At 31.4% G+C, this 12124-nt stretch carries 15 protein-coding genes; all 15 read left to right on the forward strand.

What is annotated here, in order from left to right; genetic code table 11:
* The first annotated feature begins 14 nt into the window (after positions 1-14).
* The 15 genes from ACWJJ2_RS00845 (at position 15) to ACWJJ2_RS00915 (ending at position 12078) form a co-directional block, all read left to right on the forward strand.
* Entirely contained in the window at positions 15-386 is a 372-nt protein-coding gene (locus ACWJJ2_RS00845; RefSeq protein WP_165412883.1) for a methylglyoxal synthase, read from the forward strand.
* Positions 387-533: 147 nt separating this feature from the next.
* The gene (locus ACWJJ2_RS00850; protein WP_220285968.1) at positions 534-920 is read left to right on the forward strand and encodes a hypothetical protein; all 387 of its coding nucleotides are present in this window, start codon (positions 534-536) and stop codon (positions 918-920) included.
* A gap of 171 nt (positions 921-1091) precedes the next feature.
* Complete coding sequence (locus ACWJJ2_RS00855; RefSeq protein ID WP_220285967.1) at positions 1092-1952, forward strand: M50 family metallopeptidase; 861 nt, start codon at positions 1092-1094, stop codon at positions 1950-1952.
* 173 nt (positions 1953-2125) lie between these two features.
* On the forward strand, positions 2126-3973 hold the full coding sequence (locus ACWJJ2_RS00860) for a TIGR03960 family B12-binding radical SAM protein (RefSeq protein ID WP_165412886.1): 1848 nt from the start codon (positions 2126-2128) through the stop codon (positions 3971-3973).
* A complete protein-coding gene (locus ACWJJ2_RS00865) occupies positions 3924-4661 on the forward strand; it encodes a TIGR03936 family radical SAM-associated protein (protein WP_462953730.1) in 738 nt (245 codons plus the stop codon). The genes ACWJJ2_RS00860 and ACWJJ2_RS00865 overlap by 50 nt, the downstream gene beginning before the upstream one ends.
* A gap of 20 nt (positions 4662-4681) precedes the next feature.
* A complete protein-coding gene (locus ACWJJ2_RS00870) occupies positions 4682-6124 on the forward strand; it encodes an Rne/Rng family ribonuclease (RefSeq protein WP_220285966.1) in 1443 nt (480 codons plus the stop codon).
* A gap of 136 nt (positions 6125-6260) precedes the next feature.
* A complete protein-coding gene (gene rplU / locus ACWJJ2_RS00875; RefSeq protein WP_165412889.1) occupies positions 6261-6572 on the forward strand; it encodes a 50S ribosomal protein L21 in 312 nt (103 codons plus the stop codon).
* A gap of 2 nt (positions 6573-6574) precedes the next feature.
* Positions 6575-6907 carry a ribosomal-processing cysteine protease Prp gene (locus ACWJJ2_RS00880; protein ID WP_216301776.1) on the forward strand — a complete coding sequence of 111 codons (333 nt, stop codon included), beginning with the start codon at positions 6575-6577 and terminating at the stop codon, positions 6905-6907.
* A 4-nt stretch (positions 6908-6911) separates the two neighbouring features.
* Positions 6912-7214 (forward strand): 50S ribosomal protein L27, encoded by a 303-nt coding sequence (gene rpmA, locus ACWJJ2_RS00885; protein ID WP_165412891.1) that lies wholly within the window; start codon positions 6912-6914, stop codon positions 7212-7214.
* Between the two features lie 53 nt (positions 7215-7267).
* Complete coding sequence (locus ACWJJ2_RS00890) at positions 7268-7849, forward strand: Spo0B domain-containing protein (RefSeq protein WP_216301777.1); 582 nt, start codon at positions 7268-7270, stop codon at positions 7847-7849.
* Between the two features lie 42 nt (positions 7850-7891).
* Positions 7892-9175 (forward strand): GTPase ObgE, encoded by a 1284-nt coding sequence (obgE, locus tag ACWJJ2_RS00895; protein ID WP_165412893.1) that lies wholly within the window; start codon positions 7892-7894, stop codon positions 9173-9175.
* Positions 9176-9227: 52 nt separating this feature from the next.
* A complete protein-coding gene (locus ACWJJ2_RS00900; protein WP_165412894.1) occupies positions 9228-9518 on the forward strand; it encodes a YhbY family RNA-binding protein in 291 nt (96 codons plus the stop codon).
* 44 nt (positions 9519-9562) lie between these two features.
* A complete protein-coding gene (nadD, locus tag ACWJJ2_RS00905; RefSeq protein ID WP_216301778.1) occupies positions 9563-10216 on the forward strand; it encodes a nicotinate-nucleotide adenylyltransferase in 654 nt (217 codons plus the stop codon).
* Positions 10217-10226: 10 nt separating this feature from the next.
* Positions 10227-10799: a bis(5'-nucleosyl)-tetraphosphatase (symmetrical) YqeK gene (yqeK, locus tag ACWJJ2_RS00910; protein WP_165412896.1), complete on the forward strand. Its 573-nt coding sequence runs from the start codon at positions 10227-10229 to the stop codon at positions 10797-10799.
* Positions 10800-10803: 4 nt separating this feature from the next.
* Positions 10804-12078: an LCP family protein gene (locus tag ACWJJ2_RS00915; RefSeq protein ID WP_462953731.1), complete on the forward strand. Its 1275-nt coding sequence runs from the start codon at positions 10804-10806 to the stop codon at positions 12076-12078.
* The last annotated feature ends 46 nt before the right edge of the window (positions 12079-12124 follow it).

Below are 12124 nucleotides of genomic sequence, written 5' to 3' on the forward strand. Positions count from 1 at the left end.
GAGGGGGAATAGATATGAGAATAGCACTAGTAGCCCATGATAAAAAAAAGGCTGATATGATTGACTTTGCAACAAGGTACAAGGATGTTTTAGAAAAACATGATTTATACGGAACAGGGACAACAGGAAAATTAATAAGTGAACAAGTGGGACTTGATGTTACTAGGTTTTTATCAGGACCACTTGGCGGTGACCAGCAAATAGGTGCAAAGCTTGCACAAGAAGAATTGGATATGATAATTTTTTTAAGGGATCCACTAACCCCTCAACCTCATGAACCAGATATTTCAGCACTTCTTAGATTATGTGATGTACATTGTGTTCCACTTGCCACAAATTTAGGTACAGCTGAAGTTTTAATGAGAAGTTTAAAAAATCGTAAATAGAACAACATAATCGAGTAAGCGCTGCATAGTTTGCAGTGCTTATTTTGTTTAAGATGATATAATATATACTTTTTTCTTATAATATGTAATATAAATGGTAGAAATTAAATATATATAAATAGTAAAAGATTGTTAGAGGGGGATAAAATGGGTAATTATAATACGCAGTATCAAAGCTATTATAATAATTTGGCAAAAAGGCATAGAAGCGCAAATAGTTTTCATAGTGAAAATAACAAACAAAGTGGAATGCCTAATTTTTATATAAAAAGATTAACCAGGGAATTGATTGGTGTACTAGTATTGTTTATTTTTGTATTATGCTTAAAAGTAGTAGTTACACCTAAAACTCAATATGTTTATAATTATTCTAAGCAAGCAATAAACAAAGAGTATGATTATGGTACATTAATAGATAAAGCGAAGGGCGTTAAATTTAAAGATGTAGAATCTGTTACAGTGAATTTCATAGAGAAGGTTAAAAGCAAAATTTCAAGTGGGGATGGAATAAATAGTAAAGATATTAATTTTTGATGGTTTAATGACAGTTCAGAAGGGAAGCCGGCCGCTTCTATAAGTAGGAGGTCCATACTATAGCAAAAAAGAAACTTTAGTGGGAATATAGATCTCCTTCTGAAGTCGTTAATATTGCAGCTCCGCAGGAGATGATTTAATGACAGTTCAGCAATTGCTTTGGGGGATTAATTGATAAGAATAAGTAAGTTATTTATACCGTATATTATTTTGTTAATAATATTAGGATTTAAAGGAGAATTAGTAATAGCTTTTGCTTTTGTATTCATCCATGAGATGATGCATTATTTAACTGCTAGAATTTTAGGATTTTCAGGCTTTGATATCGAAATTCTTCCTGTAGGAGCCGTACTTAAGGTGAAAGATTTAGATGAAGCAAGTGCTAAAGAGGATTTAATAATTTCTTTATCGGGTCCCTTATTAAACTTATTATTAGCAGTTATTTTTTATATTTTATTTATATTATTTAATAGACCTTATTTGCATTTAATTTATAAAAGCAATTTAGCTTTAGGCATTTTTAATCTTATACCAGCCTTTCCACTGGATGGAGGAAGGGTGCTTAGGGATATACTTAATATTAAGACTATATATAGAAGGGCAAATGAAATTTCTATTAGGGTTAGTATGATTCTTGGAAGTATTTTCATGTTTATATATTTTGTAAGTGTAGCAGCAAATAAAAGCAACTTTAATTTAGGCTTAATTTCTATATTTATTTTAATATCTTCGATTAAAGAAAAGGAAAGGATAGTATATTTGATTATGGGTTATATTATTAGGAAGAAACATAGATTTATAAAGAGAGGATATGTAGAGAATAAAAGTATATCTGTTTTTTGTGAAAAAAATTTATTATCGGTACTAGGAATAATTGATAAGAATAAGTACAATTTGTTTACAATACTAGATGAAAATATGACATTGCTAGATACGTTGTATGAAGAAGAAATAATTGAGGCAATAAAAGCCTATGGTAATATAAGCCTAAGTGAGTACATTGACATTAAAAAATTAAAAAATAATGTATAATAAGATATCTTAAAGTAAAACAAAGCCTATTAAAGGTTGGGTGTTTTACTTTAAGATATTTTTCATTTTGAGATTTAACGCTCATGTGTTAGAATAAAATAATGTAATGTGTCTATGGCAGATACAAAGGATAACTATTATCTAGCCTAGAGAAAAAACGAGGAGTGATTTCTATGAATAAAATTTCAGATGATATCTTATTTAAGGTCGAAAAGCCTGCTAGATACATAGGTGGAGAACTTAATTGTTGTTATAAAGATTTAGAAAAAATTGATATAAGATTTGCTTTTTGCTTTCCTGATGTGTATGAAGTGGGAATGTCACATTTAGGTAGTAGAATACTTTATCATGTATTAAACGAAAGAAGCGACACTTATTGCGAAAGAGCGTTTGCTCCTTGGCCAGATATGGAAAAACAAATGAGAGAAAATAATATTTCTTTGTATGCTCTTGAGAGCAAAGATTCTTTAAAGGAATTTGATATTTTAGGGTTTACTCTGCAATATGAGATGAGCTACACTAATATACTCAACATGTTAGATATGTCGGGTATTACTATAAGAGCTTCAGAGAGAGGTGAAGATGAACCCATAGTTATGGCTGGGGGACCATGTGCTTATAATCCTGAACCTCTTCACGATATAGTGGATTTCTTTGAGATTGGCGAAGGCGAAGAAATAATGAATGATGTGTTAGATATTTACAAAAAGTACAAAGGTCGTAAAAAAGAATTCCTAAGAGAAATATCTAAGATAAGAGGAATATATGTGCCTTCCTTATATGAGGTGTCCTATAATGAAGATAACACTATCAAGGAATTTAAGCCTAAATATGATGATGTTCCTAAAATCGTTAAGAAAAGATTCGTAACAGATCTTAATGAAGTTGCTTTTCCAGATAAAATCGTAGTTCCGTATACTGAAATAGTACATGATAGGGTAATACTCGAGACATTTAGGGGATGCACTAATGGATGTAGATTTTGCCAAGCGGGCATGATATATAGACCAGTTAGAGAAAAGAGTACAGCTAACATTATCGATGCTGCAGATAAATTATTAAAGAGCACAGGGTATAGAGAAATATCTTTAAGTTCTTTAAGCATATGTGATTATTCAGATATACGAAACCTTATAACGACGCTAATTGAAAAACATAAGGAAGACCACGTGAGTGTATCTCTGCCTTCAATTAGGATAAATTCTTTCTCTGTAGATTTAATTAAGGAAATACAAAAGGTTAAAAAAACTGGTATAACTTTTGCACCGGAAGCTGGAACCCAAAGAATGCGCGACATTATAAATAAGGGAGTTACAGAGGAACAAATATTAGAAGCTGCCAGCAGCGTTTTTGCTTCAGGGTGGTCAACTATAAAGCTTTATTTCATGGTTGGGCTTCCTTATGAAACTATGGATGATGTACGAGGCATTGCAGAGCTTTCGGATAAAGTTGTAGCAGAATACTTTAAAATCCCTAAGGAAACACGAAAAAGAGGATTAAGGGTTACTTCAAGTTCCGCTATATTTGTACCAAAACCATTTACTCCATTCCAATGGGCGCCGCAAGCAACAATGGATGCGGTAGTTGAAAAAATAAAAGCAGTTAAGTATGCTATAACAAGTAAGGCGGTTATTTATAATTATCATGAATCTGTAGTTTCGTTTCTAGAAGCGGTAATTGCTAGAGGAGACAGAAGAATTTGTGATGTTATAATTAAGGCATTTGAAAAGGGTGCGAAATTTGATGGTTGGTCTGAGTATTTTAATTTTGAAATATGGAAAGAAGCAATGGATGAATGTGGCGTTTTAGGAGAATTTTATGCTTATCGCGAAAGAAGTTATGATGAAATACTTCCTTGGGATTTTATAGATATTGGTGTTAATAAAGAGTATCTAATACTCGAAAATGAAAAAGCAAAAAAAGTAGAATTAACTCAAAATTGCATGTTAGGCTGCACGGAATGCGGCGTTAATGTTAATTTTAAAGAAGGGACGTGTTTCAACGGTGCGTTATTTAATTAAGTATACTAAAGGCAGTGAAATTAAATTTGTTGCTCATTTAGATTTAATGAGAACCCTCCAAAAAATTATTAAAAGGTCAGTTCTTCCAATAGAATATTCAAAAGGCTTTAATCCTCACATGGCGGTATCTATTGCACAACCATTGTCTGTAGGGGTACATTCTGAGGGGGAATACATGGATGTAGTGTTAAACAGTGAGTTAGAAGAAAAATATATTATGGATAAAATGAATGAAAATACGCCACGTGGAATTGAAATTTTAGATGTGGTAAAAGTTATTCCAGTTGAGGGAAAAAAGAAAGCTCAAGCTATGGCGATTATTGATGTTGCTAAATATACAATTAAACTAAAATGCACGGGTGGAGAGGATGCACTAAAAACATTGCAGAGTATTTGTAGTGCAGGCGAATGGAACATCGTTAAGATGAGTAAAAGCGGAGAAAAAATGATTAATATAAAACCATTAGTGCATAAATTTGAATATGAAGTAGATAGCTCAGTAATTTGTATTTCAGCACTTATTGCTTGTGGAAGTCGTGCTAATTTATCAGCTCGGTTATTAGCAGACTATTTGAAGGAAAATATAGAGTCTATTAATAAAGAAGCTTTTGTTGATATAGAGCGGGAAGAAATGTATGCATATAAAGATGATAAATTAGTCACTCTTAGCGAGCTTTTCAAAAATTAGTAAAATAGGAGTGGATTAAAGTGAAAGAAATATATATTGAAAGGCAAGAAGAATTTTTAAGAATAGCTATAAAGGAAAATAACAAATTAAAGGAATGCTTCATAGAAGAAGAGGATAGTGGCCCTATTCCAGGAGAAATATATCAGGGAGTCGTAAAAAATATTGTTCCAGCAATTAAATGTGCTTTTATAGATATTGGGAAGGGCAAAGACTGCTATATGTATCTTGATGAAAAGTTTAAGAATACCAAGATAAAAAAAGGCGATGAGATTATAGTTGAAGTCTTAAAAGAAGAGATCGATAAAAAGGGAGCTAAAGTTACTAGTGCTTTCGGCATTGCAGGTATTTACTGCGTGCTTGTAAATATGAATAAAGACATAAGCTTTTCTAAAAAAATAAATAATAGAACTTTTGAAACTATGGTGGCAAATCAACTTAACAAGCCAGAGGATATAGGGGTAATGATTAGGACTAATGCCTTTGATGTAGACATTGATACCCTAAACGATGAAGTTCGTGAATTATATGAAATATATAAGGCCGTTATAAACAGAGCGAAGTATTCAAGAAATCCTATTTTGCTATTTAGTGATGCTGGAGCTTTAAACAGAACTCTACGTGATATTTTAGATAAAAACACTTTTAAAATAGTATTGAATAATGAAAGTGATTTTCAGTATACGAAGAAATTTACAGAAAAACGATCGGACATCAATGTAAAAGTTGAATTTCATAGTGAAAGCAGAATGTTACTGGATTATTACGGAATAGAAAAAGAAATACTCAGTCTTCGCAATCATAGGATTCCACTAAAATGTGGAGGAAATATTGTAATTGATAAAACTGAGGCAATGTATGTAATTGATATTAATTCTGGGAAGAATACAAAGAGTCGATCACTTCGAAAAACTGCACAAAGCACCAATATTGAGGCGGCGACAGAAATTGCAAGACAAATTAGACTTCGAAATCTAAGCGGAATCATTATAATAGATTTTATTGATATTGAGGATTTAGAAGTGAGAAAAATTATATTAGACGTTTTAGAAGCAGGATTTGCGGATGATAAAAACAAGACTGTAATTTATCCATTTACTGAGCTAAATTTGGTTCAAATTGCAAGACGGAGGCGCGGAAAGTCTATATACGAGTTTATTGAGGAACCTTGCAAGCATTGCGGTGGGAAGAGTAGCAGGGTTAAGCTAGCCTATATTCAATTTTTAATTAAAAATGAAATTTTTAAGATACATAAGGAACAGGGCATTAAAGATATATATATTGAAATTGACGGAATTTACAAAAAGGATATTATGGAGGATGTTTTAGAATTTGCACGTCAAATAGGAGCGTTAGATAATAAAATTTATGTGAATTTTATTCCCCATTTAGAAAAATTCAAAGTAGAATCGCTAATTTTCGCAAATCAAATAAGAAATTTGCAAACACAGAAGATATATGGGTAAATACACTTTACAAACATTTGGATATATGTTAGAATGTCATTTGTAGACCGCACACGTAAGGTTATAAACATACTTGCTTATTTTACATAAAGGTATGTACCTGGGATGGCGAGACTGGATCAAGGAGGTGTATTTTATGTACGCAGTTTTAGTTACTGGTGGAAAGCAATATAGAGTTCAAGAAGGAGACGTTTTATTCGTTGAAAAATTGGATGCTGAAGTTGAAACAACCATTGAATTAAATGAAATTCTTGCAGTAGGCAAGGAAGAAGGCTTAATAGTTGGAAAACCTGTAGTAGAAGGAGCTAAAGTTGTTGCTAAAGTATTAGCACAAGGAAAAGCTAAGAAAATTATAGTTTTCAAATTTAAGAGAAAGTTAGATTACAGAAAGAAACAAGGACACAGACAAGCATATACTAAAATTCAAATCGAGAAGATAGAAGCTTAGTTATGGTTAAAGTTGAATTTGTTCGAAGAAAAGGTAAAATAGTTTCTTTTAAAATAAAAGGTCATGCTCAGCCTAAAGAAGCAGAATTAGATGTAGATTTAATTTGTGCTGCTATTTCAGCAATTTCTCAAACTACAATTATTGGGATTGAGAAAGTTCTAAAAATTAAGGTGAAGTATGATATAGAGGATGGATTTTTGAATTTAGATTTAAAAGATCAAACCCTAAAAGATATCGAAAGATGTCAAGTTTTACTTGAAACAATGATACTTGGACTTAAAAGTATAGAAATTACTTATGGTGAATATATAAAAGTAGAAACAGAGGAGGTGTAGTACAATGTTAGTTATGAACCTTCAGTTATTTGCTCATAAAAAAGGAGTAGGTAGCTCAAGAAACGGTAGAGATAGTGAATCTAAGAGACTTGGGACTAAACGTGCAGATGGACAATTTGTTCTTTCAGGCAATATTTTAGTAAGACAAAGAGGAACAAAAATCCATCCAGGAAACAATGTTGGAATAGGTGGAGATGACACTCTTTTTGCTAAAATTGATGGAGTTGTAAAATTCGAAAGAATGGGCAAAATGAAGAAAAAAGCAAGTGTTTATCCTGTTGATGTAGAAACGTGTATTGCTGAATAATTTAAGGCACCCTTAAAGGGTGCTTTTTTAAAATTCTCTTTTGGAGGATAGTAATGAGTGATTTAGAAAGTTTTATAAACTTAATTAGAAAACAAAGACATGATTTTATGAATGATCTGCAAGTTATATCTGGATATTTGCAAACGAGGCGACCGAAAGATGCTTTGAAATACATAGATAGGTTATCCAAGGAAAATGAAATTATCAGTGAAATTTATAGATTACAAGATAATGGATTTTCACTATGCCTTGAGAATAATATTAAAAAACTATGGCAAAATGAAGTAAAAGTAGAAATAAACATCGAAATTAGCAATTTTAAAAGTAAAATTTTTGAAATTGGATATAATAAAAAAGGCGATTTACTTAACACTATATTTATGGAACTAGAAGTTACTAATCAGAAATTTGTATATATTTATATATTCGAAGATGAATTAGGTGAAAGTTTACTGATTACTAATAATGAAGCTATGTCTGACGAAATGAGTTGGATGGATGAATGGCAACAAATAGAAACAGAAATAGATGATTTAAGAATTTATAAATGTGTTTTTGATAATAATATAGCTTATAGATTAATATTCAGTACCATAAGTGATGTTATCACCTGCGGCGCTGGGCTAATAAATTAAAATTAAACAAAATAGAAAATGAGCTAAGGTAAGGTGAAATATATGTTTATTGATACAGCCAGGATTTTTGTTAAATCAGGAAATGGTGGCAGTGGAGCCGTTTCGTTTAGAACAGAGAAATATATACCACTGGGTGGACCAGATGGTGGAGACGGTGGAGACGGTGGAGACGTAATATTAGTAGTTGATCCTAGTATGACTACCCTATTAGATTTTTCATATGCAAGAAAATTCGTAGCAAAAAATGGAGTAAACGGTTCTGGTTCTAAGTGTTATGGAAAAGCTGGAGAGGATCTGTATGTTAAAGTTCCAATGGGGACTATTGTGCGTGACATGGAAACAGAAAAAATAATGTATGATTTAGCTCATGATGGTGATAGTTATAGAGTTTGCAAAGCTGGACAAGGCGGAAAAGGTAATGTTAAATTTTGTACACCTACAAGGCAAGCGCCAAACTTTGCTGAACCAGGAATGCCAGGAGAAGAAAGATGGATTAAGCTTGAACTTAAGAGCTTAGCTGATGTTGGATTATTAGGTTTTCCAAATGTAGGCAAGTCAACATTGCTTTCAGTAGTATCAAAAGCAAGACCTAAAATTGCTAATTATCACTTTACAACTTTAAAACCGAATTTAGGAGTAGTAAGTGTTAAGGGTGCACAGAATTTTGTTATTGCTGATATACCAGGAATAATTGAAGGTGCAGCTGAAGGAGTAGGTCTTGGAATAGGTTTTTTAAGACATATTGAAAGAACTAGAATGCTTATTCATGTGGTTGACATTTCAGGAATTGAAGGTAGAGATGCTGTAGAAGACTTTGTAAAAATAAATGAAGAACTTAGAAAATACAGCGTTAAGTTATGGGATAGACCTCAGATAATAGCCGCTAATAAGAGTGATTTGCTGTTTGATGATGAAGTATTTGAAAACTTTAAGAAGAAATTAAATGAACTGGGATATGATGATAGTAAGATATTTAAAATATCTGCAGCTACAAATCAAGGTGTGGATGCACTTATGAAAGAAGCGGCTAGAATGTTAACTACTATCCCAGTTACGGAACTAATAATAAATGATGAAGATAAATTCATAATAGAAGAAAAGAGATTCACCTACACTGTTGAGGTTGATGAAGAAGGAACTTTTGTTGTTGAAGGAAGTTTTGTTGAAAGATTGTTAAGTGCTGTTAATATAAATGAACCGGATTCTCTTAAATATTTCCACAAAGTGTTAAAGAATAAGGGAGTATTTGACGCATTAGTTGCAAAAGGAATTCAAGACGGTGATTTAGTAAGACTACAAAAGTTTGAATTTGAATTCTTATTATAAAAGATAATGAGCGATAATTCTTATCTTATAAGAATGTAACTAGGAGGATATTATGATTACAAGTAAACAAAGAAGTTATTTGAGAACTCTTGCAAATCCATTACAACCTGTATTTCAGGTTGGAAAAGCTGGAATAGAAGAAAATTTTTTAAAACAGATAGAAGACATATTAGAATCTAGAGAGCTTGTTAAAATTAAAATTTTAAACAATAGTGGAATAACTGCTAGAGAAGCATCAGATATAATTTGCACGGCTATAAATGCTGAAGGAATACAAAGTATTGGTAGTAAATGCGTATTGTACAAAAGGTCATTAAAAAAGCCTAAAATTGAATTACCATAAAAGCATGTAATTTTACATGCTTTTTCCTTTATATAAATTAGAAAATGTGTTATTATTTTACAGAAGGTACCTTATTATACTATAAAGAAGGTGTTACAGTGAAAAAGGCTATTTTTGGAGGAACCTTTGATCCAATTCACATAGGGCATGTTCATATTGCCTATGAAGCATTATACAATTTACATTTAGACAAGATTTTATTTATGCCAGCAGGGAATCCACCGAATAAAATTAATAAAAAAATAACAGATGCTCAAATTAGATATGATTTAGTTAAAAAGGCAATAGAGCACGAAAGCCACTTTGAAATAAGCGATTATGAAATTAATAAAAAAGAGAATAGCTATACTTATGAAACACTTGAACTTTTTAGTGAATCGCAAACTAATATAGAGTGGTATTTTTTAATTGGTGGAGACAGCCTAATGGATTTAGATAATTGGAAAAATGTAGATAGAATACTCAAAAGTTGTAAGTTGGTGGTTTATGGTAGAGCAGGATTTACAGTGGAAGAATTGTTAAAGCAGAAAAATCATGTAGAACAAAAGTTCAATGGTAAAGTGATTTTTCTTAATATGCCAATTATAGACATATCTTCAACGAACATTAGAGGTGGTATAAAAAAAGGTAGAAATGTTGATTATCTTCTTCCTAAGGGTGTAGAGGTAATAATTGATAATCTTCAGTTATATAAATAGGGGGATTTAAATGTGGAATGAGAAAGAAATGCTCCATTATTTGAAATTAAGTTTAAAAGAAAGTAGATTAAGACATAGTTTAAACGTTAGTGAAACTGCAGTAACGCTAGCAGTTATTTATGGAGAAAATGTAGAAAAAGCACGAATTGCAGGCTTAATACATGATTGTGTTAAGAATAAGACTGATGAGGAGCTTATAAAACTGGCTATAGAACATGAAATACAATTAGATGAAATATACCTAAAGAACCCACCAATTTTGCACGGATTAGTTGGAAGTATACTAGCTAGAGAAGTAATGGGGATTTACGACGAGGATATTTTAAATGCTATTCGTTATCACACTACTGGTAGAAAAAGCATGAGCCTTTTAGAGAAAATAATTTATATTGCAGATTATATTGAGCCATTAAGAAAATTTGATGGGGTAGAAGAACTAAGAAGCTTAAGTAATATTGATTTAGATGCAGCAGTCATAAAATCTTTTGACAATACTATAAAATATGTTATAGGTCAAAAGGGATTATTGCATACGGATACAATAGAAGCAAGAAATTATTTATTAAGTAAATATAGTAGGTGAGAGTATGAGTGATAATAAAAAAAAGAGAAAAATAGTAAATTATAAAAGATTTGCAATTGTTATCAGTACTTTAGTGGTGACAGTGCTTGTGTTAATTTTTGGTTATCTTTATTTCTACTTAAATAGCTTTAATAATAGTGCATTAGATTTAACCCAAAAAGGATTAGCATCGGAATTAAATAAGGATGATATAGAAAAGATTAAGAAAGATGGGAAATCTTGCAATATACTGGTTATGGGCGTAGATGTGGGTACTCCAGGTGCTACAAATGCTGACGATCCAAAGAGGACAGACACAATGATATTAGCACATTATAATGCAAATGATAAAAAAGTTAATTTGGTTTCTATCCCCAGAGATACTTTAGTTACGATAAATGGTAAAAATCAAAAAATTAATGCTGCCCATGCTATTGGTGGCGTGGATTATGCAGTTGCTGCTGTACAAAAGTTATTAGGTGTTCAAATTGACTACTATGGCAAAATTGACTATAAAGGATTTAATAAACTAATTGATGCTATTGGTGGAGTAAATATTGACATAACAAGGAAAATGGATTATAAAGATCCTGATCAAGATTTAAGCATTCATTTTGAAAAGGGGACGAATGTTCATTTGGATGGTAAAAAAGCTGAGGAATTTTTTAGGTGGAGAAAAAATTCCGATGGTAGTGGTTTTGAAAATGGTGACTTAGGAAGAATAGAAAATCAGCATATGTTTATTTCTAAAGTTATGAAGAAAGTAAAAAGTCCTATTACAGTAATTAAGATTCCAAGCATTTTATCAGCAATAAAAAGTTCTGTAGAAACTAATATGGATGCTAATGATATACTTAAATATGGATACATATTTGCAACCATTGGTAGTGATAAGCTCTCCATGGATACCATTAAGGGCGATTTAAAGAGCGTACATGGTGTATCATATGTAGTATATAATAAAGCTCAAAATAAAGAGATTATTTCAAAATTAGAGGGCAGCCAGGTACAGAATATTGATAAGTCAAAACTTAAAATAAAGGTGATTAATGGGACTAAAACACCAGGACTCGCTAGTGACTTTTCAACATATCTTGTAGAAAACGGCTATAATAAAGCGGTAACAGGAAATGGTAAAGCTACTAGTAAAACCAAAATTTTAGTATATAATGGTAATAAAGACATGAAAAATGATTTAGAAAAAGATTTTAAAATAGACAATATTGAATTTTTATCCTCCAGTGATGAAAAATTCGATATAATAGTTTTCTTAGGTAAAGATCATAAATTAATGCATTAATAATTTTCAAAGAAGATTTCAGCCACCAAGGAGATGATTTAACTTA

This window comes from Clostridium sp. CM039 (genome assembly GCF_055081075.1).